This window comes from Nonomuraea soli (assembly GCF_013761175.1).
Taxonomy (GTDB): domain Bacteria; phylum Actinomycetota; class Actinomycetes; order Streptosporangiales; family Streptosporangiaceae; genus Nonomuraea; species Nonomuraea soli.
Map to the genome: position 1 here is coordinate 413,815 of NZ_JACDUR010000003.1, position 23,251 is coordinate 437,065.

The window sequence follows — 23,251 nt, forward strand, 5'->3', positions numbered from 1 at the left end:
CATGACCTGACGGTACGGCCCTATGTCAGAGCGTCACGGTAAGGGGCCTCGCCAGTCAGAGACCGGGGTTTGGGAGATCTCCTGGAGCTTTGCCGTCACGGCCCGCACCAGGCCCGGCAAGGGCGCCTACCGTCGTATATGGACACTCTTCACAGGCTCGCCGTCGCCCTCGCGGCCGCGGCTCTTGCCTTCACCAGTACACCGGCTTGGGCAGACGACCTGGAGCGGTACGGATACGATAAATGTGACCTCGATAGAGGCAACGGGTGGGCGTGTGAGCACCTACCTCCCGGACAGACCAGGCGCTGACCAGGCGGCGAACGCCACCCATACCAGCCGGCTCAAGCCCGGCTTTGGGTATTTCCGAACTTGTGCAGAGCCCGCGGCAGGAAGCTGTGGCACCACGGGTAGCTGCAGCCGTCGTGCGGGTATCCGGGGATGGGACCGCACCAATGGTTGTTCTTGGTGAGGCTGTTGCCCTTCTCACGGCAGCCAATCTCGCCGGTGAGGGTGTCAATCATCGCTTCAACGCCGGCATGGTTGGCCAGCCTCCCATCCGTTTGAAAGGCGATGTTCCCGACCAGCGCTGCAGGCCGGCGCGCTGACCGCGGAGACGACTATGCGGCGGGACTCCCTCGCGGTCTCGCTCGCGTTTGAACTCGTCACGGATTTGGCCGATGTCTTCCAGGGGAGCCGTGCGGTGAGCGTCGTATAGATCGCGGGTGATCATGGGGCTGACGGTTGTGGCCAGGGTTGCGAACCGGTCGTCTGCAGTGCGCTTAAACCGCTCCAGAGTTGGAGCGACCTCGCCGTGGGCGGGCTCCTCTCGAGATGCTCAAACATGGCTCCTCGCGTAGGGCAACGGCAAGCGCCCGGATATTAGGGCAAGGCTGACCGGATGCGGCCAACCAGAACGGACAACCGTCGCCGAAGCGCAGACGTCTCATAAGTCCCTTGAGACGCAGGAGGCACCGGTGAGCCGCCCGCCGTTGTATGAGGAGTCGCCGACCCGGCGCGCAGATCGACGCAGCCGGGATCGGACTGTGGCAGTAATCGCCATGCTGGTCGCTATGGTGGCCACGCTGGTCGCTGTCGTACTGGCTGTGTTGCTACTGGCCTCACCCGGTGCGCAGGCGCCTGCCGCGCAAGCCGGTGGGCCGACTGCTGTGGTGAACGTAACAGCGAGCGCCTCACCGACTCCGCCGAGGACCCGCCCGCCGACCGAGCCGCGGACAGAGGCGGCCGCGAAGAAGGCTGCTGCAAAGGCGTTCGACGCCTACGCTGTCGGTGACTACGGCCGATTCTGGGATATGTGGACGCAGCAGGCGCAGCAAGTCGTCGGCCGGAAGGACTACGTGCGCCGATTCAAACTGTGCCCGCAGGCGTCACAGGGCATCCGGTGGCAGATCCAGGACGTGGCCGTGCGCGGGGACCGGGCAACCGTGCGGGCAGCGCGACTGATCCTTGTGGAGAACTACACCCTTGCCTACCGTGCGGGCCGATGGCGGTTCGTGCCTCAACCCGAGACGTTGGCGCCGTACCGGACCAAGACGATCGAGCAGATCGTGGCCGCGGACAAAGCCGAGGGCGGCTGTGCCAGGTCTTAGGTGGCCGCCCGTTCCTCTACCGACGCCAGCACCCCCAAACGCGCAGGACCGATACTCGGGCGGCCACGATCGTAGGGGTTAGGCGAAGTCCATGCCGGAGCTGTGCTGTTAGGCAGTGTCTTCAAATGATCACAGCCGCCCGCTCGGCTTGGTACGCACGAGCGGGGAACGTCAACAACCGCACCCGCTTGCGGTGGTACTGGAGGCCATCCGCGTGCCGCGCCTGAAGCCAGGATGTCCCCGTACCCGTCCGGTCCAGCTGGTGGCCGACAAGGGCTACAGCTCCCGCGAGGTCAGCGGGAGCTATAGCAGGCGTGGCATTGGACACACCATCCCTGAGCGTGCCGATCAGGTGGCCGGGTGTCGGCGGCGAGGTAGCCGCGGCGACCGGCCACCGAGTTTCGATCGCACCCGCTACAAGCGGCGCAACGTGGTCGGGCGCTGTTCAACCACCGCAAGCAATTCCGCAGGCTGGCCAATCGGTACGACAAGACTGCGACCTCCTACACGGCCACCGCCACAGTCGCTTCACTACTGTGGTGACTGTGATCATTTGAAGACACGGCCTAGTCGCTACCACCTTTAAGGCGCTTGACCGAATCAATCAGAGCCTAGACCGTTCAAGCGAGACATAACTAATCTCTCGGTTCCACTTATAGGCCCTCTGGGGACATCCCAGAGGGCCTATGTGTGTGCACCGGATCCCGTCATAACCGAAGGGATATGCCGGACTGGCTACGGCGGTCATTTCACTTTTCGCTACTTGTGATTGAAAAGAAGGGGGCTTCAAGCGAAGCGCCAGTTCGCTATGTGCCAGATGCAGCGGAGGGCAAAATGACGCACCCCGTGATCTGTGAGCGGGCAAAAGGGCACTACTGCGGGTGTTCCGCGTGCGGTGGGGCGCAGCACGGTTGGACCAACGCTCTCTTGTTGGCCCGAGACCCCTCTCCCGTTGCTCGTCAAGAAGCGAGAGATCGCAGCGACGTGGCCTGGACTACAACTCGGCCTCCCGCAGGGAGACGAAAGCCATCCAAGGAGAGACAGGCAGCAGCCACCGATAGCGCCACAGTCGATCTCGTTGACTGGCTATCCGAGAACCCGGACGTCATCGACCGTATCCAGGAGATCGGAGACCTTCTTGCCGGCCCCGTAATGCAGGAGCTCGACAAGAGGTTCGGTGGGAGCCAACCACGAGAGGCCCGGAGGCAACTCACCAATCATTTCTGGTGCGATCTTCTCGTCGCCGTGGCCGAGGCTATCAAAAAATTCTCGAAGGCCATGGACCGAATCCCGGAGTACGTGACGACGGTCATCACGCAGTCCCGGAAGACCGAGGGTCGAAGTGTTCTGCTCGATGCGTTGGTTGGCCTTGCCGTACGGACGACATGGGAGCCCATCAGGGGCATGATCCACATGACAGGGATCGAGGAGATTCAACGAGGATGCCGGATTCTCGCCGTCCTCATCTGTCCTGCGCCCGAGAATCACAAGGCCCTCCAGGACGGCGCCCTCCTCCCCTTGGCGAAGGAGGGGTTGTTGGAGACCAGCAGGGAGCGGCTTGAGCAGGTATTCCCCACCGAGTGGGTGCGCCGCCTACGAGAGGGCCTCGACGGTGCCTGAGTAGAGCGGCCGGCGTCCCGTGGTATGAGCTGTTCGCGAGGATCGACCGTGTCGGGCTGCGTTGCTGTACAACGCTGCCGTACAGCCATGAAAAAGGCCCTCCGAGGTGATCTCGGAGGGCCTTAGACCTGCTGCGCGGCCGAGAGGACTCGAACCCCTAACCTTCTGATCCGTAGTCAGATGCTCTATCCATTGAGCTACGGCCGCTCGCTGCGTAAGCAAGCATAGCGGGTATCTGGCGATGCCTCGAACCGGATTCCCCAATCAGGCCCGTGTCTCCTCCTTCTTCGGCCAGATCGTGTAGCTGACAGGCCAGATCAGCGCGATCAGCGGCACCCTCGCCAAACCGCCCATGAACTCGTAAATCCCTGAAGTGGCTGACGAGTCGCCCACCATCCACGCCATTGCCACCAGCACACCGCACGCGATGCCGTACGCCAGCAGGATGCGGAGCCAGACGCCCCACTCGTAGCGTTTGCGGGCGGGGCCGGTCGGGGCCGGGGTGGGCGGGGGGCCGCCGGCGTAGCGGTGGCGGAACTTGGCGTCGGCCCACTTGATGGTGCGGCGGCCGAAGACGATCGAGTAGGCCAGGTAGGCCGCCGCGAGGCCGTGGCGGAGGTCGAAGCTCGCGCCCGATCGCATGTCGAGTACGGCCACGGCCAGCAGGATCAGGTCGAGGACCGGTGTGCTGAGCAGCAGGACGTTGCTGAGGGTGCGCTTGTTCCACAGGTAGCGGCTGGCGAGACCCAGAGCGATCAGCACCCAGAAGCCGATTTCGCACGCGATGATGACAGCGAAGACCATGTATCCATCATCCCGGCGGGAAACGGGCGGGTTCCTGGCCCGGGGAACGAACTCGGCGTACAACTTTCTGCTTATCCACAGGGTGCACCCGGGGTGGAGCAGTGCCTGGTCCGAGGGTGATGTCATAGGGGCATGAAGCGCGAGGCCCTGATTGCCGTCGGCGTCTTCGCCGTGGGTCTCGTCCTGATTCTCGGCGGGGCCGTCGTACATCGTGACGGCGTGCCGTGGTGGGTGACGGTGGTGCCGCTGGCACTCACGTGCTGCGGCGTCGTGATCCGCCGCCGGTGGCCGGTGGGGGCGTTGGTGGTGGGGTCGATCGGGTTCGCGATCGACGTGGCCTTCGTGGCGCCGACGCTGCCTACGGTGCTTGTCTACACAGACAACCTCTATGCGGCCGCCCTGTACGGCCCGCCGAAGCTGGGCCGGTGGATGCTCGGCGTCACGACGGTCGTGGCCGTGGCGGCGGGAGCCACGGCGGGGTTCATCACCGGCGACTGGAAGCCGCTGGCGCTGGTGGGTATTCAGTCGGCGCTGGTGCTCGTCACGCCGGTCACGACGGCGCTCGTCCTGCGGCAGCACCGTGACCAGGCGCTGGCCGAGCGGGCTCGGGCGGATCAGGTGGCGCATCTGGCCGAGCTCGACCGTCAGGCGGCGGTCACCGCCGAGCGCACGCGTATGGCCAGGGAGCTGCACGACACCATCGCCAACCATTTCAGCGCGATCGCGATCCAGTCCACGGCGGCGTTGTCGCGGCCTGATCTTGATGCGGGGACCGTGCGCAAGATCATGGAGTCGGTGCGGGAGAACAGCCTGAGCGGAATGGCCGAGATGCGCACGATGATCGGGCTGTTGCGGCAGGACGGCGAGGAGGTCGACGAGGCCACACGGCCTCGGCTGGCGGATGCGGGCGCGCTGGTGGAGCGATCGCGGCGCGCTGGGCTCGACTCGGACTTCAGCGTGGAGGGCACGCCCGTCGAGGTGCCCGCGTCGGTGGATCTGGCGGGGTATCGGATCATTCAGGAGGCGCTCAGCAACGCGCTCAAGCACGGTGACAGGCGGGGTCGGGCTCGGGTGGTGGTGGCGTATGCGCCGGGGCATGTGACGTTGACGGTGGAGAACTCGGTCAACGGGGCTGGCCGGTCGGGGTTGCCGGGGTCGGGGGCGGGGCTGATCGGGATGCGGGAGCGGGCGGCTCTCGTGGGGGGCGAGTTCGAGGCTGGGCCGTACGTCGACGGAGGGCGGGGGGAGGGGGCTCGCGGCGTGGGGTCTCGCGCGGAGGGCCCCCGTGGCGAAGGGGCCCGTGGCGAAGGGGCCCGTGGCGAAGGGGCCCGTGGGACGGAGTTCCGTGAGCAGGGATCTCGAGAGCAGGGATCTCGCGGGGCGGGATGGCGGGTGCGGGCGCGCTTGCCGCTCGGCGTGGGCATCGGTGGGATCGGCGCGGGCGAGGGCGGCGGGGTCGGATCGGCTGGAAGCGGCGGAGGTCTGGCCGGGGAGGACGGTTGACGGCGCTGGGGCTGGCCACGCAAGTAGTGGTGGCGAGGGAACTGGCTGCGCTGGAGCTGATGGGAGAGGGCTGACTGCGCTGGAGCTGATGGCGAGAGAACAGCCGCGCTGGGGCTGATAGCGAGGGAAACAGCCGCGCCGAGGCTGATGGCGAGGGAGCCGGCCGCGCTGGGCGTGGTGACGACGGAGTTGGCCGCTCACGTCTGGTGGCGGAGGGCTGGTCGGGAGAAGGCTGCTGCAAGCGTGGACGGCGTCAGCGGCGGACAGGCTGTGCCAAGGAAAGGGCCGGGTGTATGGCTGAGCAGGGACAGCGGCGGATTCGGGTGCTCGTTGCCGACGATCACGCCGCAGTCAGGACGGGCATCGTGCTCATCCTCGATGGCGCGGGCGACATCGAGGTGGTCGGCGAGGCCGCCGACGGGGAGCAGGCGCTGGCGATGGCGCTCGAGCTGAGGCCTGACCTGGTGCTGATGGATATCCGTATGCCGAAACTCGACGGCATCTCCGCCACCCGCGAGCTGGCAGGGGTGACGGATGTGCTCATCCTGACGACCTTCGACGTCGACGAGTACGTGTTCGGGGCGTTGCGGGCGGGGGCGGCGGGGTTTCTGCTCAAGAACACCGATGCCGATTCGCTCGTCGGAGCGGTGCGGTTGGTGGCCAGGGGCGAGGGGCTCATCTCGCCATCGGTAACGCGGCGGCTGATCACGGCGTTCGCGCAGCAGCCGGTGCGGCGGCAGCCTGAGCAACTCGAGGCGTTGACGCCGAGGGAGCGGGAGGTACTGGCTTGTGTCGCCCGGGGACTGTCCAATGCGGAGATCGCCAAGGAGCTCGACATGGCGGAGGCGACCACCAAGACGCATGTCAGCCGGGTGTTGAACAAGCTCGGGTTGAAGAGTCGGGTTCAGGCCGCCATCTACTATGCCGAGGGCGATGGCTGAGCCTAATCTGGTGCTCGACAGGGGGCAGGATGAGCAGCACACCACCGCAGGGGCCAGCGAGCCCGGACGGCGATGACAGGGGCAACGGCCTGGGCAACGGGGCCGACGACGGGAGCGGCGTGCCTCTGGGCGGGGGTGCGCCGTCACATGATAGGACGCCACCGCAGCCGGAGGGGGAGCCGCAGGTCGGCAGGCCTTCGGGCGGATGGATGCCGCCGCACCCGCAGCACGGAGGGCCGCCACCACAGTGGCCAGGCGAGATGCAGCCGCAACCGCCGTACGGCGCGGACTCGCCTCAGGGCGGGATGCCGCCGCACGGAGGCGATCCAGCGCACGGAGGCGATCCAGCGCACGGAGGCGATCCAGCGCACGGAGGCGATCCGGCGCACGGAGGCGATCCGGCGCACGGAGGCGATCCGGCGCACGGAGGCGATCCGGCGCACGGGAGCGGTCCGGTCCACGGGGGCAGTCCGGCCCACGGAAACGGTCCGGCGCAAGGAAGCGGTTCGGCCCACGCAGGCGGTCCGGCGCAGGGCGGGATGCCATCCCACGGAAGCGCACCCTACGGAAGCGCGCCCCACGGAGCGACGCCACCCCACGGAGCGACGCCACCCCACGGAGCGACGCCACCCCACGGAGCGACGCCACCCCACGGGGGCGCGCACCACGGAGCTCCCCCACCACCCCCAGGCGCCCCTCCGCACTACAACGCCCCACCCCCAGGCCAGCACCCCCACCCCTGGAACCAACCGCCACAACCACCGCCCTCCTCCACAGGCATGGTCGTGGGCATGGCGTTCGCCGGTTTCGCCCTGTTCATCCTCGTCAACATCGCCACCGCCCTAGCCGTCCTCGCCTCCGCCTCGACCAGAACCCCGGTGCTCATCGCCGCCGTCTTCCTGGCCCTGTTCGGCCTGGTCGGCGGTCTGGTCCTGATCCTCCTGCGCCGCCCGTGGACGAAGGGCCTGGGCATGGGCCTGATGATCGGCTGGGCCCTGGTCTCGATCGTCTCCGCGGGCTGGTGCACCGGCCTGAACCCAGGCCTGTATGCATGAGCTCTTCGTCGCCCTGGGTGTCGTGGCGGCGTCGATCGTCTTCGTCCGTGAGGCGCGGCGGCGCGGCGCGCTCAACGAGCAGTCGCTGGCCACGGTGACGGGCGCGCTGGTCGGCGGTGCCATCGGCATGCGCCTGGCCGGGGTGGCCGAGTCGCTGGATCTGGGTGAGTTGTGGTTGTACGGCTCCCGCAGCATCCTGGGCGGATTGACGGGCGCGTACGTCGGCGTGCTGATTACGAAGAAGATCATTAAATATCAGGGAAAAACGGGCGACCTCTTCGCCCCCGCCGTCGCCCTGGGCATGGCCATCGGACGCATCGGCTGCCACCTGACCGAGGCCCCAGGCCGCCCCACCTCCCTCCCCTGGGGCGTCCACGCACCGGCGACGACCCCCGAGTGCCCGGCCTGCCTGACCGGCGAGCCCATGCACCCGAGCTTCATCTACGAGATCGTCTTCCACCTGGCCGCCTTCGCCGCGATCGTGTGGGCGAGCAAGCGCCTGACCCAGCCCGGCGAGCTGTTCACGCTCTACGTCGCCGCCTACGCAGCGTTCCGCTTCCTCGTCGAGTTCACCCGCGCCAACGAGACGGTCTGGCTCGACCTCACCCGCCCGCAGTGGTTCCTGCTCCCCGGCCTGGTCCTGCTGGCGATCAGGCTCTGGTACGGCAACCGCCGCGGCTACTACACCCCGCTGTTCGCCCGAAGGATCCAAGCATGAGATCCCAGGCGTGAGACCGCCCCGAAAGGTCCGAGCATGAGCATGAGACTGCGGGGTGACCGCATCCTCCGCTACGTCAACGCCTTCTGCCCGCGATGCCCGAACGACGACCTGAAGCAGGTCCGCAGGCTCAGCGGCTACCTGGCGGAGCGCGACGGAAGGGTGTGGCTGGAACGCGGCTGCCCCGACCACGGACGAATCACCACCCTCTATGACGAAGACCCAGAAATCCTGAAATATCTGGAGGAGTGGACCGCCCCCACCAAGCAGCATCTCCCCGACCTGACCGGCAACTTCGACCCGATCCCCAGCGCCTACCTCAAGGGCCTGCCGGAGATGCAGACCCAGCACACCTGCATCCTGCTCGAGGACATCGCCGAGACCTGCAACCTGCGCTGCCCCACCTGCTTCGCCGACAGCTCCCCCGACCTCAAGGGCATGGTCCCGCTGGCCGATGTCCTGGCCAACATCGACCAGCGTCTGGAGCGCGAGAACGGCCGCCTCGACGTGCTGATGCTGAGCGGCGGCGAGCCGACCCTCCACCCCGACCTGCCCAAGCTCCTGGAAGAGCTGCACGCGAGGCCCATCACCCGCATCCTGATCAACACCAACGGCCTGCTGATCGCCCAGGACGACGCCCTACTAGACCTGATCACGAAATATCGGGAACGGGTGGAGGTCTACCTCCAGTACGACGGCGTCTCCGCCGAAGCCTCCCGCCACCACCGCGGCGGTGACCTCACCCGCCAGAAGGCGCAAGCCGTACGACGGCTGTCCGGCAACGAGATCTTCACCACGCTCGTCATGACCGCGGCGCTGGGCGTCAACGATCACGAGATCGGCGCCGTGATCGAAACCGCCCTGGCCACCCCGTTCGTGGGCGGCGTGTCCATCCAGCCGCAGTTCGGTTCCGGGCGCAGCTCCAGCATCGACCCCGACGACCGGCTCACCCACACCGGCGTGCTCAGGCGCCTCGGCCCGCAGACCGACGGGAAGGTCACCTGGCACGACCTGACCGCCCTGCCGTGCTCGCACCCGCACTGCTGCTCGGTGGGCTACATGATCCGCGACGACGCCGGGCGGTGGCGCTCGCTGACCGCGCTGATCGGCCATGATCGGCTCAAGGAGAACCTCGGCCTGGTCGCCAACCGCATCGCCGACACCGAGCTGCCCAAGGAGCTGCGGGCCGCGGTGCAGGAATCGTTGCTGGGCCTGCTGTCCGAGCAGTCGTCGCTGTCGCACCCGCAGGTCGGCGACCTGTGGCGCAACATCTGCGAGAACTGCGACCTCGGCGTGTCGACCCTGCTCACGCTGGCGTCGTCCGCGCTGCCCGGCAGGCGCAAGAAGCTGCGCAGGATGCTCGGCGAGCGGGTCGTACGGATCACGATCAAGCCGTTCATGGACCTGAACACCATGATCGAGGAACGGCTGACGCAGTGCTGCGTGCACGTCGGCACCCGCGCCGACCAGGACCAGTGCGCGCCGTTCTGCGCCGTCCAGGCCTGGCCGCAGTTGTCCAGGCAGAGGTTGTCGATCGCGGTCAGGGGCGGCGCGTGATGCCTCACGATCCGCTGAGATTGTGCGTCTACGCGACGATCGCCCTGCTCGGGTGGCTGCTCGGGCCGTGGGCGGCGGCGGGGTTCGCGGTGCTCGGTTTCGTGGGCTACGCCAGGGCCCGCCGGGCCGGGTTGAAGCAGAGCAAGTGCGTGCTGCGCGACACCCGGCTGGTGCTGGGCTACCTGGGCCTGATCGCGGTCGCGGCGGTAGCGGTGATCGTGAGGTCGTTCATCTGACCACCATCAGGTGTCGCGAGGTCGCTCATCTGATCGCCATCAGGTGTCGCGAGGTCGCTCATCTGACCGCCAGCAGGTTGAGCAGGCTGAACTCCTGGTCGCCCGCCTCCCTGCCCCAGTAGACGACCGTCGGTGTCGAATAAGACCAGCCGAGGCCGAAGTCGGACGACGCCCGTATCACCCCGGTCCGCCCGCTCTCCAGATCGAGGACCACGCTTTCGCGCGGAGGGTGCGAGATCGCGAAGCGGCCGTCCAGGATGTCGCCGATCTTGTTCGACCCGGCGAGGAACCTCAGACCGGAGCCGTCCGGGCGCCAGACCGCGAGGGCTCCGCTTCTCAGGCCGATGCACCACCGCGGCACGCAGCGCACGTGGCTGGAGGAGGCCGTATCGATCTTGATGCGGCGCCCGCTCTCCAGATCGTGGAGCATGGCCGGGTTCCCGTCCACGAAGCTCACCGCCCATGGCCACGCTTGCAGGCGCAGGCTGTCGGAGATCTCCTCGGTCTTCCCTCCGTCCAGGGGCACCCGATAGACACCCGTGAGGGCATGCGACCAGACCAGGTGAGTCGGCGTCACGCTCAGCGCCCCCACCTCGCCCCGCGCCGTGCCCACCCGCCGTGCCGTACCCCCTGAGAGGGGCATGACCCACAGCTCTCCCCCGGGTCCCGACCAGGCGACGGACGACGCTCCCACTTCGAACCGGGCCGTCGTGGCCTGGGGCGTCGTGCCGAGCACGCGGAAGGATCGGGTGACGGTGTCGAAGATCTCCAGCCGTTCGATCCTCCGGACTCCGGACTCCACGGCCACCAGGATCCGGGTCGCGCCGAGCGCGGCGACCGGCCGGTACTTCTTGCCGTCGGCCGACGACACCGGCAGCTTGACCACCGCCTCGGGCCACTGCTGGTCCACCGAGGGCACCGGCTGGACGCCGACCCGCGGCGCCTCCCGCCAGAACGCCAGCGACGACCCCGCGACGACCATGACCACCGCCGCCGCGGTGAACACCATCTGCCGCCGGGCCCGGCGTCGCCGGCGCCGGGTGACCCCGGCGAGCAGGTCGGAGGGAGGCGCGACCGTCTGAACCCCCCTGCCGATCACCCGACCCAGTTCCCGTTCGTCCCTCATCGCCACGCCTCCTCGGTGACTCGCCCGATCCGGAGCTTGTCGAGCGCGCGGGAGGCCTGGCTGCGCACGGTGCCGCGGGAGATGCCGAGCATCTCGGCGATCTCCTCGTCGGACCGGTCCTCGTAGTAACGCAGCACCAGTACGGCACGCTGCTTGCGCGGGAGTGCCTGCAGCTCCGCCCACAGGTCGGCGTCGCCGTACGTGTCGAAACGCCCCTGTTCGGGCACCTCGGGCACGAGCCGCTCCCTGCGCCGCCGGTGCCAGGCGTTGATGTGCTGCCGGACCATGACGGTGCGCACGTACGCCTCGTGGTTGTCGACGCGCCTCCAGCGGTCGCCCAGCCGTGCGAGCGCCTCCTGGACGAGGTCGGCCGCGTCCTGCGCGTTGCCGGTCAGCGCGTAGCCGTACCGGAACAGCGCCTCACCGCGATCGCGGACGAACTCCTCGAATGGCTCCACACCCCACAAGACCGTTCGAGGAGCGCAAGTGTTGCATCAGGAGACGAACAGCAGCAGGGATTCGGCCACGCAGACCGGGCGGCGCTCCCCCTCGACCTCGATGGAGACCTTCAGCGTGGCCAGGTGACCGGCCGGGCTGTTCTTGACGTCGACCAGCTCGCCCGTGGCGCGCACGCGCGAGCCGACCGGCACCGGCTTGGGGAAGCGCACCTTGTTGAGCCCGAAGTTGACCATCATCTGCAGCTCGGTCACCGCCAGGAGCTCCGGCAGGAACGACGGGAGCAGCGACAGGGTCAGGAAGCCGTGCGCGATCGTGCCGCCGAACGGGCCGTCCTTGGCCTTCTCTGCGTCGATGTGGATCCACTGGTGATCGTCGGTGGCGTCGGCGAAGGTGTTCACCCGCTCCTGGGTGATCTCGCGCCATTCGGTCGGGCCGAAGGTCTCGCCGACGGCCGCCTTCAGTTCCTGCACGTTCGCAAAGGTCCGCATGGGGATGACGCTATTCGAGCTCGGGAATGGCCGCCAAGTTGACGACGACGAGCCGGTCCCCTTCCTGCCAGTAGATCAGCGTCTCGCCGCCGTTGAGCCTGGTGCGATCGATGTGGAGGGTTTCGTCGGTCTCGATGTCGTAGATCCGGAACCCGCCGTTGAGGAACCGGTTGAAGATCGGGTAGGACGGCCCGACCTCCCGCACCTCACGCAGGTCGGACCAGTCGTTGGTGCGCTGCACGATCGTCATGGCGCCCCGGCTGCCCGCGCACCAGAAGGGCCCGCACCGCAGCCCGGTGACGCCAGGCGCGGCCTTCACCTGGACGTCGTAGCCGATCGTGAGGTCGACGATCCTGGTGACGTTGGCCTTCGGGTCGAGGGGCTCGTCGGTCGCCCACGGCCAGCGGAGCAGTTGCAGCCCCTTGTGCAGCAGCTCGGGCCGGCCTCCGGCCACCGACTGCCAGACGCCGCCGCGCGGCGACGACCAGACCACCCGCTCGCCGTTGATCCCGATACGGTTGACGAGCTCGTCCACCTCGGCGATCCGCCACGACTTCCCGCCACCCAGCGGCACGACACGGATCTCCCCCTCGGACAGCCAGGCCAGGCTGCCCCCGTCGGCGGCCAGGGCCTTGATCTCGCCCTTCACCTCGGCGACCTTCTCGAACCGCCCTGACGTGTACACCTCCAGCCGCTCCCCCGCCCGGACCAGGACGCGGCGCGCGTCGATCGCGAGAACCGGCTGGTACGGCAGGCCGGAAGGGTCCTTGGCGGGCATGTCGCCGAACGCCTTCGGATGGACCGCCCGCAGCAGCCGCCCTTCGGGAGTGGGCTGCGGCGTCACGACCTGGGGAGCCCTGCCGCCGCCCCCGAACGCCAGGGCGCCTGCCGTACTGGCAACCGCGACCGCCACCACGACGGCGGCGAGCCTTCGGACGGTACGGCGGCGCCGCCGCGCGGGCAGCGTGGCCAGCAGGTCCTGGTGGGAGATCGACTCGGCGGCCCCGCGCAGGGCCTGGCGAACGTCGTCTTCCGTCTTCATACCTGCCCCCGTTCGAGAACGCTCGGCTTGACCCTGAGGGTGGCCAGGGCGCGGGACGCCTGGCTGCGCACGGTGCCGCGGGAGATGCCCAGGATGTCGGCGATCTCCTGGTCGGACAGGTCCTCGTAGTAGCGCAGCACCAGGACGGCCCGCTGCTTGGGCGGCAGCCCGCGCACCTCGGCCCACAGGTCGTCGGGCTCGTGATCATGGGTGTAGGAGTTCTCGGGCACCAGGTCGGTCAGCTGCTCGCGGCGCCGTTTGCGCCACCAGCTGATGTGCTGCCTGGCCATGGCCGTTCGAACATAGGCCTCGGGGCTGTCGATCCGGCTCCACCGGTCGCCGAGCTTGATCAGCACCTCTTGCACGAGGTCGGCGGCGTCGTCGGCGTTGCCGGTGAGCACGTAGCCGAACCGCAGCAGGGCCTGACCTCGCGCATGGACGAAGTCTTCGAACTCCACACTCTGTGGACGCACGAGGCCGGGGTTCTGTTGCAAAGATCTTTACTCGAATCTATCGCGCACGCGTTCGATAGCGCGCTACAGTTCTGGGTAGTGAATCGAACAGAGGTTCGGCCAGGTAGGAGGGGGTGTGTCCGGTGGCACTGCTGGCACCACCTCGTCCGCGGACACGCCGTAGCGCTTTCTTCCCAAATCTAAGACGGCCGCTATATCCCGCAATAAAGTCCGAGAGCGTGGACCCTGTGCGCAATCCCTACGCCCCCGGTGCCGGTCAACGCCCGCCGGAGCTGGCCGGGCGCGATCGTGAGCTGCAGCAGTTCGAGGTCGTGCTGGAGCGGGTGGCCAGGGGCCGCCCCGAGCGGAGCATGGTCGTCACCGGCCTGCGCGGCGTCGGCAAGACCGTTCTCCTCAACACGTTCAAGTCCATGGCCATGCAGAGGTTGTGGGGCACCGGCAAGATCGAGGCCCGGCCCGAGCAGTCGATCCGGCGCCCGGTCGCGGCCGCGCTCCACATGGCCATCCGCGAGCTGGCCCCGCGCCACCGCGCGCCCGACCGCATCGAGGAGTTCCTCGGCGTTCTCAAGGCCTTCGCGATGCGCGATCCTTCCGCCGCCAAGGGCACCTCGCACTGGTCGCCCGGCATCGATGTGCCGGCCAGCCGTGGCCGCGCCGACTCCGGCGACCTCGAGATCGACCTGACCGAGCTGTTCGTCGACGCCGCCGCGGTCGCCACCGACCTGGGCGTGGGCATCGCCCTGTTCATCGACGAGATGCAGGATGTGCAGGCCGCCGATATCTCGGCGCTCTGCGCGGCCTGCCACGAGCTGTCGCAGACCGGCGGCCCGCTGATCGTCGTGGGCGCCGGCCTGCCGCACCTTCCGAGCGTGTTGTCGGCCAGCAAGAGCTACTCCGAGCGGCTGTTCCGCTATGCCCGCATCGACAAACTCGACCGGCAGGCGGCCGACCTGGCGCTGATCATCCCCGCCCGCGAGGAGGGCGTGGAGTTCACGCAGGAAGCCCTCGACGCGCTCTACGACGCGGCCGACGGCTACCCCTACTTCGTCCAGGCCTACGGCAAGGTGGCCTGGGATCTGGCTCCGCGCAGTCCGATCACCGTCGACGACGTGAAGGTCTCCGCTCCCGAGGCGGAGGAGGAGCTGGCGGTCGGCTTCTTCGGCAGCCGCTACGAGCGGGCCACTCCTGCCGAACGCGACTACATGCACGCCATGGCGACTCTGGGCGACGAGCCCGTGGCCACCGCCGACGTGGCCGACGCTCTCGGGCGCAAGCCGTCCAGCCTGTCGCCCGCACGCGACAGCCTCATCAAGAAGGGCCTCATCTACAGCGCGGAACGCGGCTTGATCGCGTTCACCGTCCCGCACTTCGGGAGGTTCCTGCGTGCGCAACCCATCTAGAGAGCCCTCCCCGATGGGGATCTGGAGGGGAAGCCAGGCCCCCATCGGGGAGTCTAAGACTTTCTAGCGTCAGCGCTATATTTTCGCGTATACGGCTCTCTAGTCTCAGCGCTAGACAGTCGTATATTCCGGCATCGACTCGCGGCTGACGACCGCCACCCTGACAGCCGGCCGCATGCCGCTGAGGTAGACCGCGAAGACGACGTGGTCCTTGTCGTGGTTCTCGAACGCGAAGAACCGCCAGCACAACTCGCGCCAGCTGTCCGCGGGCTCCGCCGAGAGCAGCTGGCCGGCGTGCTCGCGCCACGGACCGCTCGCCCTCAGCTTCGCCAGCGAGGCGCTCTCCGACGACGGCCGCTGCTCGCAGGGCGCGCGATACCGCACGCGGTTGATCGCCTCCTCGAGCTCCGGCGAGAGTACGGCCAGCACCACGATGCCGGCGGCCACCAGCCAGGTGGGCTCAGCGAACACCGTCCACCCGGGCACCGGCGCCCAGACCGACATGAGCGCCATGCCCGTGAGCACGACCGTCCGGCCGATCGAGCGCAGGCCCACCGGCGCAGAGCTCACCTCGCCGAAGCAGCCGCAGCCCGCGTCCGGCCGCCTCCTGCGCAGCTCCACCAGCACGTAGGTGGAGAGGGCGAAGAAGATCACGGTCATCCAGCGAAACGGCTGCGCGGTGGTCAGAAGCAGTCCCCCCGCCAGGACTACTTCCACCACCGCGCAGCAGACCAGGGCGGGCACGCGCAGCCGCCCTGGCATGAGCACGGCCGGACCCAGCCGCGCCAGCGCGCCCGGCTCGGCGTCCGAGCGCACGGTGGCCAGCTTGGCCGCGGCCCCCAGGAGCAGCAGCATGATCAGGATCGGCATCTGCGAGGCGAGCACCAGTTCACCCCAATCCCACTCGGGCGTTGAAACATCCATTGATCAGCTCGCCGCCCAGTTCCACGAAGGCCGCGGGCGACAGTTCGACGATCCGGCCGCGCGAGCCGGTGTCACACTCCACACATCGGTCACAGAAGCGTCCCGCTACACATCCGCAGGCGGTGATCGGCACATTCGTCATGCGATCGGTGCAGACGTTGTGGACGGAGAGCAGAGATCCCATGGCCAGGTACGGCAGGCCGACGCACGACACCTCCGAGTGCGAGCACCGCACGTCGGAACGCTCCACCATCGGATAGGCCGCGCCGCGCTCCTCCTCGTCGAAGGCGTCGGACCAGACGGCGCTGCCCGACACCCGCGACTGCACCCCGCCGAAGGCCGGAGGCGGGGAAGGTACGGCACGCGCCGGGTAGCCGGGCTGCGAGGTGGCGGGCAGCAGGATCGTCGTGCCGCTCTCCTCGCGCAGGCCGATGGCGTCGAAGAGGAAGCCGGGTTCCAGGAGCGGATGGCGCACTCTCAGCCGCCCGGTCGCCCGGTAGGGGATGGTCACCTGGCGTCGGCCTCGATGGGGGCCGCAGTCGAGCTCCACGACGAGGTCCCTGCGGCCGGTCACGCTCAGGATCGTCCCGGTCGCCCGGGTGATCCCGGCCCATAACCGCTCGACCACGCGCCCCTCGTGGAGGGTCTTCATGATCACCTGGGACCCGACGGGCAGGTCGGCCGGAGGCATGTCGACGCCGTGCCAGGCCGTCGCCCAGGGTGCGATGACGAGACGCTCTTCGCGGCCGTCGATCGTCTCCACGAGGATCAGGTGCGGGCTGACGTCACGGATCTCCCCGGACACCGCGATCAGGGGGTCGCCGTTGGCCGGATCCGGCCCGGGTGTCCCCACCTCACGGCCCAGGACCGCGGCTGCCAGCTCTCTTCGCATGCCTATAGGGTCACATGACGCGCGTTGCCACTTATGCCACGCCCGGTGAACCGGAGCAAAATACGCATCCCAGGGTGTAACCGCTGACAACCCCGGAAGATATTCCTGCCACCGAACTTGACGGACCTTTAGGTTCGACAGACTCAATCCTCTCCATCGAGCTGGGATTCTGGCCTCAATGGACGAGGAGGATTTCCACGATTACGTCCGCACCCGGCGACCGGCACTGCTGCGCACCGCGCACCAGCTCACCGGCCACGCCTCGGATGCGGAGGATCTCCTGCAGAGCGCCCTGGCCAAGACCTATCCGGCCTGGCGCGACATCCAGGATCGCGACGGCTACATCCGCCGGGCGATGGTCAACATCAACATCTCGCAGTGGCGCCGGCGCAAACTCGAGGAGTACCCCTCCGATGAGCTGCCCGAAATCTGCATTCCGACCGAGCCGGTTTGCGAGTCACACGAACGACTGGAGGTGGCCCTCGCCGGACTGCCCGAGCGGATGCGCGCCGCCATCCAGCTGCGCTACTACGAGGACCTCTCCGAAGCCGAAGTCGCCAGACGGCTCGGGATCAGCGTCGGTACTGTTAAGAGCACTGTCTCGCGTGCGATGGCGAAGCTTCGTGACTGCCTTCAGCACCAGCGGTAGCGCAGGGCCGTACGACATCACGGATCACCCGCAGAGTTCCGAGGAAGGTCTCAAGCTGTTGCTCGCTCAGCAACCCCGTGAAGCACTCCTCGATGTCCTCGAGGTGCTGCGGGATCACCTTCTCGAGACGCTCGACACCCTTGTCGGTCAGCGTCGCGTACGAAGCGCGCCGGTCGGTCGCACACGGCTGCCTGCGCACCAGGCCCTCACGCTCCAGGCGGTCGACGACCCGGGTCACGCCACTTGTGGACAACCCGGTCTGCCCGGCCAGGTCGCTCATCCGCAGGCTCTGCCCGGGCGAGCGCGACAACCTGAGCACGGTCTCGAAGTCCACATCGGACAGCCCGCTGCCTGCCAACGCGGGGGCGAGTCTGTCCATCAAACCTGCGTGGACCTCGGAGAGCAGGCCCATCGCGGTCAGCCTCGGGTCGTCAATGTGGTTCACGTTCACAGTCTACAAGAGCAATAGTTGACGTGAGGAATATTCCTCCTGTAGACCTTTGTTGGAGCAAACATCCGCACGGCAAGCATCACTCTTAGGGAGACATGGACATGAGCACTCGCACCTGGGAAGGCCTCCAGATCCCCGCGGCCGGCACCTACAACCTGGACGCCGCCCACACGAGCGTCGGCTTCAGCGCCAAGCACATGATGGTCAGCAAGGTCCGCGGCAAGTTCGAAAAGTTCGAGGGGTCGGTGACGATCGCCGAGAACCCGCTCGAGTCCTCCGCCCAGCTCACCATCCAGACGGACAGCATCACCACCGGCGTAGCCGACCGTGACGGCCACCTGCGCAGCGACGACTTCCTGTCCGTCGAGAAGTACCCCACGATCACCTTCCGGTCGACCCGCGTCCTGAGCCACTCCGGCGACGAGTTCACCGTCGTCGGCGACCTCACCATCCGCGACGTCACCAAGCCCGTCGAGCTCAACGTCGAGTACGGCGGCGCCGGCACCAACCCGTGGGGCGTCGAAGTGTGGGGCTTCACCATCACCACCGAGATCGACCGCGAGGAGTTCGGACTCACCTGGAACGCCGCCCTGGAGACCGGCGGCGTGCTCGTGGGCAAGAAGATCAAGATTGAGGTCGAGGGCGAGGCCAACCCCGCTTGAGCAGCAGATTAGCCCGCTCCCTGTGGACAGGGGGCGGGCTTTTCCACAGATGTGGACGAGGTTGTCCACAGGCCGTGGATGAGCTGGGCGGCGACGCGATCGGCAACCGCTTTGCCGCCTCGGCCGAAGGCCGGTACTCTGTGCTGAGCCACACGGCTACCAGGAGGCTTCGCCTAGTCAGGTCTATGGCGCCGCACTGCTAATGCGGTTTGGGTTTACCGCCCATCCGGGGTTCAAATCCCCGAGCCTCCGCAAGTGAGAGCCCCTTTCCGAATCATTCGGGGAGGGGCTCTTTGGTGAATTGGTCGGCCGTTCTCGCCCTGTGAGCTACGGTCTTTCCTGGACGCGCTAATCGCGCGCTGGCCATGCATCATGACCGATGAGGGCATCGACAGCCCGTGGTCGGACGGACCTTTGATGGACAGCGGCGCCGGCTCGGCTGTCTGTATTGGTATCAGTTGGAGCAGGGTAGAGGTCGCGGGCCCCTTCGTCACCCAAGCAGCTGAGGAGCATGGGCTCGTCTGCTACGACCCTCACGCCCAGCGATTGCTGCCGTAGTGGTTGGATTACAGGCCACCGTGAAGAGACGCATCGTATTCCCACGGCTCGATAACCGATCAATACCGCCCTCGCATAGCCTCTCCCGGCATGTCCACCTGGAGAGTGATCTCTACCGTCTTCGGCATCGCGGCGGTCGTCTTCATCGTCATGGCCCCGAACTACAAGTCCACGAGCCAGCGGATCGCCGACGATAACGCGAACGAGGCTGCGGTCCTCGCCGCCGCTCGTGACGCCGCCGCCAAGCTCGACGGAGTCAAGGGGAACCCTTCCATAGCGGACGTCGAGGCGGCGCTGCCGAGCGGCTTTCAGGTGACCGGGGGCGGAGGTTCGAGGATGGGCGACCTCGGAGCGGACGGTGGCATGTCCTCCACCCACACCATCGAGGTCTCCGGCGCTGACGGCGTCCACCATGCCTGTCTGACGGTGGAGACCCGCTTCAGCAACTTCCAGTACGCGCCCGCTTCCGTGAGGGCCGATCCGGGGGCCTGCTGACGCGACCGCTTGGCGGTGGGTGGTCTGGTAGGTTGCGAGCCGATTCCTCCCGATCAAGGAGTAACCGTGCGCGTACGTTCCAGGCTGGTGGTCCTGGCCGGCCTGCTTCTGGCCCTGGTGGGCTGCGCGGAGGCGAAGCCCGACGTCGTGATTCCCGACAGCGCCGTCGGCAGGCAGCTCCAGTGGTACCTCGACGCGGTCAACAGGACGCCCCTGCCGGAGAGCGAGCTCGCCGAGCATCTCAGCAAGGACTTCCTCCAGGACGTCCCCCCGAAGGAGTTCAACGAGATCGCCGCGACGCTCGCCGGGCTGAGGGTGGATGAGCTGACCGAGGTCGAACCGGAGGCCCTGGTGGCGCGGGTGTCGATCCCCGCGCAGGTGTACAAGGCGGAGATCTCCGTCGATGACCAAGGAAAGATCGGGTTCCTGCTGATCACCCCGCAATGACCCGGCGGTCCGGTCGAATGGGGCATGATGGGCGCAGGAGGGCGCCCCATGGTGGATGACCGGATGCCGGCGATCGGCCGGTGTTACAGCTGCAAGCGCACCTTCGGATACCAGCCTTCGACGGTCATGATGATCGAGGTGGATCCCGAGACCGGGCTGCTTCCTGGGATGTCGGTGACGGGCAGGTTCCGTGATCCGTCTCCGGAGGTGCTGGCCAGGGTGGTGAAGCAGCCGGTGTGCCAGGAGTGTGTCGACAGGGCCAAGCGGTTCGCGCAGGCCAGGGAGATCCGGTTCGAGACGTGGCACAACCCCGGTTGAGCACGATCCCGGGCTAGAGCTCCTTGAGTGCTGAGCGGTCGACCTTGCCGTTGGGGGTCATGGGCAGGTCGTCGACCTCGATCACCCGCGTCGGCACCATGTATGCGGGCAGCACCCGCCCCAGCCGCGGGCGAAGGTCAGGGCAGCGCCCGACCACGAAGGCCATCAGCGTGTCGCCCCGTACGGCCGCGACCGCCTGCCGTACGCCTGGAAGGGCCTGCATCGCGCTCTCGACCTCGCCCAGTTCCACGCGGTGGCCTCGCACCTTGACCTGGGTGTCGGCGCGGTGCAGATACTCCACACCGCTGGGCCCGCGCCTGACGAGGTCGCCGGTCAGGTAGAGCCTGGTACCCGGCTCGTCGCCGTACGGGTCGGGGACGAAGCGGTCGGCGGTGAGGGCGGGGCGGCCGAGGTAGCCGCGGCTGACGCCGACGCCGCCGATGGCCAGTTCGCCCTGCTCGGCGGGGCCGAGACGGTCGTCGACGACGTGGACGCGGACGCCGGGGAACGGCTCGCCGATGGAGATCGAGCCGGGGTCCTCGGGCACGTCCCAGGCGGTGGACCAGACGGTCGCCTCGGTGGGCCCGTAGATGTTGATCAGGCGTCCGACGGCCGCGCGCAGTTCCTTGGCCAGGGCGATGGTGAGGGGTTCCGCGCCGGTGAGCGCGGTGACCTCGGGCCGGTGGAAGCCGGCGTACAGCAGCACGCGCCAGCCCGACGGGGTCGCCTGGATGTGGGTGACGCCCTCGGTGTCGATCAGCTCGACCAGCCGCTTGCCGATCAGCGCGGCCCTGGCGTCGGCGATCACGACGCGGCCGCCGGTGATGAGGGGCAGGTAGAGCTCGATCACGCTCATGTCGAACGACAGCGGCGCGATCGCGAGCCACACGTCGTCGGGTCCTGAGTGCAGCAGGTCGCTCATGCCGTCGAGGAGGTTGATGACGGCGTGGTGGTCCACCATGACGCCCTTGGGTCTGCCGGTGGAGCCCGAGGTGTAGATGACGTAGGCGCAGCCGTGGAGGCTCTGCTGGGCAAACCGGCCTTCTCGTCGCTGGCGGCTCGCAGGGACGTCGCGGCTGGTCAGGGCGTCGTCGGTCAGGAGGAGTTGGGCTCCGGAGTCGGCCAGCATCAGCTCGATTCGCGCCTGCGGGTACGACGGGTCGAGTGGTAGATAGGTGGCGCCCGTCTTCAGGACGGCCAGCATCGCGGCCACCGGGAACGCCGACCGGCGGGCGAGGATGCCTACCAGGATCCCTGGCCCCGCACCCGCCTCGGCCAGCCGTACGGCCAGCTCGTCGACGGAGGCGCGCAGCTCGCCGTAGGTGACCCGATTCGCGCCCGAGACGAGGGCGACCCGGTCGGGCGCGAGCATGGCCTGCTTCTCGAAGAGGAGTGGGAGCGCTCCCATAGTTCACGACTCCGAAGGTCTAGAAGAGTGCTTCGATGGCCTCGGCCGCACCGAGCAGCCCCGGTCTGGTCGAGCGCGCCACCTCGGACGCCCGCTCGCGATACCCGTCGCCGGACCTGGCTGCCGCGAGCAGCAGGGGCACAATCTCGCCGGACGTCCAGCGCCGCTCGGGCAGCCAGCTGCCGAGCCCGGCCCTGGCCAGCCGGATGCCGTTGTCCGACCGGTCGAACCCGTGAGCCAGCAGCACCTGCGGCACCCCGGCCGCCACCGCCCTGATGACCGTGCCGATGCCGCCGTGGTGCAGCACCACCCGGGCGCGCGGCATGACCTGGTGGAAGGGCAGGTGAGGGAACCAGGCCAGGCCGTCGGGAAGCGGGTCGGGCACCAGGTCCCGGTAGCGGGTGACCACCAGCGCGGGCAGCCCAGCCGTACGGCACGCGTCGACGGCGGCCCGGTAGAAGCCCTCGTGGATCATCCGCCCCGTGCCCCCGGTGACGATCACGGCGCCCCGGTCGAGCAGTTCCCCGGCCCGCGCGGGCACGTCGGCCTGGAACATGTCGTCGCCGAACGGCGCCCCTGTCAGCAGCGCCCTGGCCGGTGCGGGGACCCCGGCCCGGTCGAACCACTCGGGCCACAGCCCCACATGCAACCGCGCGGAGGTGAACCACGCCGCCCAGTCCGTGACCGGCTCCAGCCCGAGCATGACGCGGATCTCGTCGAACCGGTCGCTCAGCAGCGTCGAGTACAGATGGATGGCGGGGCGCTCCGACATGTACTGCACCGGCGTCACCGCCACCCACGCCGTGGGCACGTTCAGCGCCTCCCCGGCGAAGAGCGTGGAGACCGCCGTGGTGTGCCGGCCCACGAAGACCGTCTCGCCCGGCACGTGACGCGCCTTGAGCACCTCGCACTCGAACCTGATCTGGTCGAACAGGCCGGCCGCGTCGTAGAAGTGCCGCCACCGCTCCAGCCCGCGCCCGAGCAGGAGCGGGGTGTCGGCCAGGAACCGCTCGTACTGCTGCTCGATGTCGATGGCCGTGAAGTCCAGGCCCTCGCGGCGTGCCGTGGGCTCGAACGGCGCGTGCGTGACGAGCTCCACGTGGTGACCGCGGTCGCGCAGGACGCGGCCCAGGCCCACGAACGGCAGGACGTCACCATGGGTGCCGTGGGCAACCATGATCACGGTGGTCACGCCCTGGCCCCCGCCTCGATCGCCAGCGCCGCCTCGGCCGCGGTCAGGCCCTCGGCGAAGAGCACCTCGATCGGGAGCTCGACACCGAACTCGCTCTCGACCATCGCCACGAACTGCACCATGGCCAGGGACTGTCCGCCCAGGTCGTAGAAGTCCTGGTCGGCCGAGGTCACCTCGACGCCCAAGATCTCGCTCCACAGTCGCAGGACGGCGTTCTCGAACATCC

27 protein-coding genes and 2 tRNA genes are annotated in these 23,251 nt (G+C 68.1%); 15 read left to right on the top strand and 14 right to left on the bottom strand.

The features are described from left to right. Positions 1-1,070: 1,070 nt before the first annotated feature. Positions 1,071-1,607, top strand: a complete 537-nt coding sequence (locus HNR30_RS14655; RefSeq protein WP_181610398.1) for a hypothetical protein — start codon at positions 1,071-1,073, stop codon at positions 1,605-1,607. A gap of 984 nt (positions 1,608-2,591) precedes the next feature. After that, on the top strand, positions 2,592-3,227 hold the full coding sequence (locus HNR30_RS14660) for a hypothetical protein (RefSeq protein WP_181610399.1): 636 nt from the start codon (positions 2,592-2,594) through the stop codon (positions 3,225-3,227). Positions 3,228-3,361: 134 nt separating this feature from the next. On the opposite strand, the gene HNR30_RS14665 is transcribed toward HNR30_RS14660, so the two are convergent. Both HNR30_RS14665 and HNR30_RS14670 read right to left on the bottom strand, forming a co-directional pair. Then, a tRNA-Arg gene (locus HNR30_RS14665) sits at positions 3,362-3,434 on the bottom strand. Between the two features lie 57 nt (positions 3,435-3,491). Next, the gene (locus tag HNR30_RS14670; RefSeq protein WP_181610400.1) at positions 3,492-4,031 is read right to left on the bottom strand and encodes a hypothetical protein; all 540 of its coding nucleotides are present in this window, start codon (positions 4,029-4,031) and stop codon (positions 3,492-3,494) included. Between the two features lie 132 nt (positions 4,032-4,163). Between HNR30_RS14670 and HNR30_RS14675 the strand changes: the two genes are divergently transcribed. Continuing rightward, positions 4,164-5,534: a sensor histidine kinase gene (locus HNR30_RS14675; RefSeq protein WP_220133584.1), complete on the top strand. Its 1,371-nt coding sequence runs from the start codon at positions 4,164-4,166 to the stop codon at positions 5,532-5,534. A gap of 293 nt (positions 5,535-5,827) precedes the next feature. Continuing rightward, positions 5,828-6,475, top strand: a complete 648-nt coding sequence (locus HNR30_RS14680; protein WP_181610401.1) for a response regulator — start codon at positions 5,828-5,830, stop codon at positions 6,473-6,475. Between the two features lie 143 nt (positions 6,476-6,618). Here the strand turns inward: HNR30_RS14680 and HNR30_RS14685 are convergent, their stop codons facing one another. After that, a complete protein-coding gene (locus tag HNR30_RS14685) occupies positions 6,619-6,936 on the bottom strand; it encodes a hypothetical protein (protein ID WP_181610402.1) in 318 nt (105 codons plus the stop codon). A 330-nt stretch (positions 6,937-7,266) separates the two neighbouring features. Between HNR30_RS14685 and HNR30_RS14690 the strand changes: the two genes are divergently transcribed. From HNR30_RS14690 to HNR30_RS14705, 4 genes are read left to right on the top strand one after another with little or no spacing between them, the layout of a single operon-like run. Further along, positions 7,267-7,530: a hypothetical protein gene (locus HNR30_RS14690; RefSeq protein ID WP_181610403.1), complete on the top strand. Its 264-nt coding sequence runs from the start codon at positions 7,267-7,269 to the stop codon at positions 7,528-7,530. Beyond that, entirely contained in the window at positions 7,523-8,248 is a 726-nt protein-coding gene (locus HNR30_RS14695) for a prolipoprotein diacylglyceryl transferase (protein WP_181610404.1), read from the top strand. Before HNR30_RS14690 ends, HNR30_RS14695 begins: the two co-directional genes overlap by 8 nt. 36 nt (positions 8,249-8,284) lie before the next feature. Continuing rightward, on the top strand, positions 8,285-9,805 hold the full coding sequence (locus tag HNR30_RS14700; RefSeq protein WP_246378578.1) for a radical SAM protein: 1,521 nt from the start codon (positions 8,285-8,287) through the stop codon (positions 9,803-9,805). Continuing rightward, positions 9,805-10,041, top strand: coding sequence for a hypothetical protein (locus HNR30_RS14705; RefSeq protein WP_181611101.1), 237 nt, complete (start codon positions 9,805-9,807; stop codon positions 10,039-10,041). Before HNR30_RS14700 ends, HNR30_RS14705 begins: the two co-directional genes overlap by 1 nt. Before the next feature lie 58 nt (positions 10,042-10,099). Here HNR30_RS14705 and HNR30_RS14710 read toward each other — a convergent pair whose 3' ends face one another. The 5 genes from HNR30_RS14710 to HNR30_RS14730 are packed head-to-tail and all read right to left on the bottom strand — an operon-like array spanning position 10,100 to position 13,629. Then, positions 10,100-11,167, bottom strand: coding sequence for a TolB-like translocation protein (locus HNR30_RS14710; protein WP_181610405.1), 1,068 nt, complete (start codon positions 11,165-11,167; stop codon positions 10,100-10,102). Further along, a complete protein-coding gene (locus HNR30_RS14715; protein WP_312894411.1) occupies positions 11,164-11,625 on the bottom strand; it encodes a SigE family RNA polymerase sigma factor in 462 nt (153 codons plus the stop codon). The genes HNR30_RS14710 and HNR30_RS14715 overlap by 4 nt, the downstream gene beginning before the upstream one ends. Before the next feature lie 36 nt (positions 11,626-11,661). Continuing rightward, positions 11,662-12,114 (bottom strand): MaoC family dehydratase, encoded by a 453-nt coding sequence (locus tag HNR30_RS14720; protein WP_181610407.1) that lies wholly within the window; start codon positions 12,112-12,114, stop codon positions 11,662-11,664. A 10-nt stretch (positions 12,115-12,124) separates the two neighbouring features. Then, positions 12,125-13,156 carry a hypothetical protein gene (locus tag HNR30_RS14725; RefSeq protein WP_181610408.1) on the bottom strand — a complete coding sequence of 344 codons (1,032 nt, stop codon included), beginning with the start codon at positions 13,154-13,156 and terminating at the stop codon, positions 12,125-12,127. Then, complete coding sequence (locus HNR30_RS14730) at positions 13,153-13,629, bottom strand: SigE family RNA polymerase sigma factor (RefSeq protein ID WP_312894412.1); 477 nt, start codon at positions 13,627-13,629, stop codon at positions 13,153-13,155. The genes HNR30_RS14725 and HNR30_RS14730 overlap by 4 nt, the downstream gene beginning before the upstream one ends. 218 nt (positions 13,630-13,847) lie before the next feature. On the opposite strand from HNR30_RS14730, the gene HNR30_RS14735 reads away from it, so the two are divergent. Then, positions 13,848-15,029: an ATP-binding protein gene (locus tag HNR30_RS14735; RefSeq protein ID WP_181610410.1), complete on the top strand. Its 1,182-nt coding sequence runs from the start codon at positions 13,848-13,850 to the stop codon at positions 15,027-15,029. A gap of 111 nt (positions 15,030-15,140) precedes the next feature. On the opposite strand, the gene HNR30_RS14740 is transcribed toward HNR30_RS14735, so the two are convergent. Together HNR30_RS14740 and HNR30_RS14745 are read right to left on the bottom strand one after the other, a co-directional pair. Continuing rightward, positions 15,141-15,914, bottom strand: a complete 774-nt coding sequence (locus HNR30_RS14740) for a MauE/DoxX family redox-associated membrane protein (RefSeq protein ID WP_312894413.1) — start codon at positions 15,912-15,914, stop codon at positions 15,141-15,143. A 4-nt stretch (positions 15,915-15,918) separates the two neighbouring features. After that, positions 15,919-16,845, bottom strand: a complete 927-nt coding sequence (locus HNR30_RS14745) for a hypothetical protein (RefSeq protein ID WP_181610412.1) — start codon at positions 16,843-16,845, stop codon at positions 15,919-15,921. A gap of 178 nt (positions 16,846-17,023) precedes the next feature. Between HNR30_RS14745 and HNR30_RS14750 the strand changes: the two genes are divergently transcribed. Further along, positions 17,024-17,494: a SigE family RNA polymerase sigma factor gene (locus HNR30_RS14750; protein ID WP_181610413.1), complete on the top strand. Its 471-nt coding sequence runs from the start codon at positions 17,024-17,026 to the stop codon at positions 17,492-17,494. On the opposite strand, the gene HNR30_RS14755 is transcribed toward HNR30_RS14750, so the two are convergent. Then, entirely contained in the window at positions 17,433-17,939 is a 507-nt protein-coding gene (locus HNR30_RS14755) for a MarR family winged helix-turn-helix transcriptional regulator (protein WP_312894414.1), read from the bottom strand. The two genes, HNR30_RS14750 and HNR30_RS14755, sit on opposite strands and share 62 nt — an antisense overlap. Before the next feature lie 107 nt (positions 17,940-18,046). Here HNR30_RS14755 and HNR30_RS14760 point away from each other — a divergent pair, with 107 nt between their 5' ends. The 5 genes from HNR30_RS14760 (at position 18,047) to HNR30_RS14780 (ending at position 20,425) form a co-directional block, all read left to right on the top strand. Then, a complete protein-coding gene (locus HNR30_RS14760; protein ID WP_181610415.1) occupies positions 18,047-18,607 on the top strand; it encodes a YceI family protein in 561 nt (186 codons plus the stop codon). A 162-nt stretch (positions 18,608-18,769) separates the two neighbouring features. After that, a tRNA-Ser gene (locus HNR30_RS14765) sits at positions 18,770-18,859 on the top strand. A 396-nt stretch (positions 18,860-19,255) separates the two neighbouring features. After that, positions 19,256-19,660, top strand: coding sequence for a hypothetical protein (locus tag HNR30_RS14770; protein WP_181610416.1), 405 nt, complete (start codon positions 19,256-19,258; stop codon positions 19,658-19,660). 66 nt (positions 19,661-19,726) lie between these two features. Then, positions 19,727-20,107, top strand: a complete 381-nt coding sequence (locus HNR30_RS14775; RefSeq protein WP_181610417.1) for a Cpe/LpqF family protein — start codon at positions 19,727-19,729, stop codon at positions 20,105-20,107. A 48-nt stretch (positions 20,108-20,155) separates the two neighbouring features. Further along, complete coding sequence (locus tag HNR30_RS14780; protein ID WP_181610418.1) at positions 20,156-20,425, top strand: hypothetical protein; 270 nt, start codon at positions 20,156-20,158, stop codon at positions 20,423-20,425. 13 nt (positions 20,426-20,438) lie between these two features. Here the strand turns inward: HNR30_RS14780 and HNR30_RS14785 are convergent, their stop codons facing one another. From HNR30_RS14785 to HNR30_RS14795, 3 genes are read right to left on the bottom strand one after another with little or no spacing between them, the layout of a single operon-like run. After that, positions 20,439-21,833 carry an amino acid adenylation domain-containing protein gene (locus HNR30_RS14785; RefSeq protein ID WP_181610419.1) on the bottom strand — a complete coding sequence of 465 codons (1,395 nt, stop codon included), beginning with the start codon at positions 21,831-21,833 and terminating at the stop codon, positions 20,439-20,441. 19 nt (positions 21,834-21,852) lie between these two features. Further along, on the bottom strand, positions 21,853-23,025 hold the full coding sequence (locus HNR30_RS14790; protein ID WP_181610420.1) for a glycosyltransferase: 1,173 nt from the start codon (positions 23,023-23,025) through the stop codon (positions 21,853-21,855). After that, positions 23,022-23,249 carry an acyl carrier protein gene (locus tag HNR30_RS14795; RefSeq protein ID WP_181610421.1) on the bottom strand — a complete coding sequence of 76 codons (228 nt, stop codon included), beginning with the start codon at positions 23,247-23,249 and terminating at the stop codon, positions 23,022-23,024. Before HNR30_RS14795 ends, HNR30_RS14790 begins: the two co-directional genes overlap by 4 nt. Between the last annotated feature and the right edge of the window lie 2 nt (positions 23,250-23,251).

What these genes read in the sequence shown, in the direction of transcription:
- HNR30_RS14655 (WP_181610398.1), top strand. Translation starts at nt 1,071, where the DNA reads ATGGTGGCCACGCTGGTCGCTGTCGTACTGGCTGTGTTGCTACTGGCC.
- HNR30_RS14670 (WP_181610400.1), bottom strand. Translation starts at nt 4,031, where the DNA reads ATGGTCTTCGCTGTCATCATCGCGTGCGAAATCGGCTTCTGGGTGCTG.
- HNR30_RS14675 (WP_220133584.1), top strand. Translation starts at nt 4,164, where the DNA reads ATGAAGCGCGAGGCCCTGATTGCCGTCGGCGTCTTCGCCGTGGGTCTC.
- HNR30_RS14680 (WP_181610401.1), top strand. Translation starts at nt 5,828, where the DNA reads ATGGCTGAGCAGGGACAGCGGCGGATTCGGGTGCTCGTTGCCGACGAT.
- HNR30_RS14690 (WP_181610403.1), top strand. Translation starts at nt 7,267, where the DNA reads ATGGCGTTCGCCGGTTTCGCCCTGTTCATCCTCGTCAACATCGCCACC.
- HNR30_RS14695 (WP_181610404.1), top strand. Translation starts at nt 7,523, where the DNA reads ATGCATGAGCTCTTCGTCGCCCTGGGTGTCGTGGCGGCGTCGATCGTC.
- HNR30_RS14700 (WP_246378578.1), top strand. Translation starts at nt 8,285, where the DNA reads ATGAGCATGAGACTGCGGGGTGACCGCATCCTCCGCTACGTCAACGCC.
- HNR30_RS14705 (WP_181611101.1), top strand. Translation starts at nt 9,805, where the DNA reads ATGCCTCACGATCCGCTGAGATTGTGCGTCTACGCGACGATCGCCCTG.
- HNR30_RS14710 (WP_181610405.1), bottom strand. Translation starts at nt 11,167, where the DNA reads ATGAGGGACGAACGGGAACTGGGTCGGGTGATCGGCAGGGGGGTTCAG.
- HNR30_RS14720 (WP_181610407.1), bottom strand. Translation starts at nt 12,114, where the DNA reads ATGCGGACCTTTGCGAACGTGCAGGAACTGAAGGCGGCCGTCGGCGAG.
- HNR30_RS14725 (WP_181610408.1), bottom strand. Translation starts at nt 13,156, where the DNA reads ATGAAGACGGAAGACGACGTTCGCCAGGCCCTGCGCGGGGCCGCCGAG.
- HNR30_RS14745 (WP_181610412.1), bottom strand. Translation starts at nt 16,845, where the DNA reads ATGCGAAGAGAGCTGGCAGCCGCGGTCCTGGGCCGTGAGGTGGGGACA.
- HNR30_RS14750 (WP_181610413.1), top strand. Translation starts at nt 17,024, where the DNA reads ATGGACGAGGAGGATTTCCACGATTACGTCCGCACCCGGCGACCGGCA.
- HNR30_RS14760 (WP_181610415.1), top strand. Translation starts at nt 18,047, where the DNA reads ATGAGCACTCGCACCTGGGAAGGCCTCCAGATCCCCGCGGCCGGCACC.
- HNR30_RS14770 (WP_181610416.1), top strand. Translation starts at nt 19,256, where the DNA reads ATGTCCACCTGGAGAGTGATCTCTACCGTCTTCGGCATCGCGGCGGTC.
- HNR30_RS14780 (WP_181610418.1), top strand. Translation starts at nt 20,156, where the DNA reads ATGGTGGATGACCGGATGCCGGCGATCGGCCGGTGTTACAGCTGCAAG.
- HNR30_RS14785 (WP_181610419.1), bottom strand. Translation starts at nt 21,833, where the DNA reads ATGGGAGCGCTCCCACTCCTCTTCGAGAAGCAGGCCATGCTCGCGCCC.
- HNR30_RS14795 (WP_181610421.1), bottom strand. Translation starts at nt 23,249, where the DNA reads ATGTTCGAGAACGCCGTCCTGCGACTGTGGAGCGAGATCTTGGGCGTC.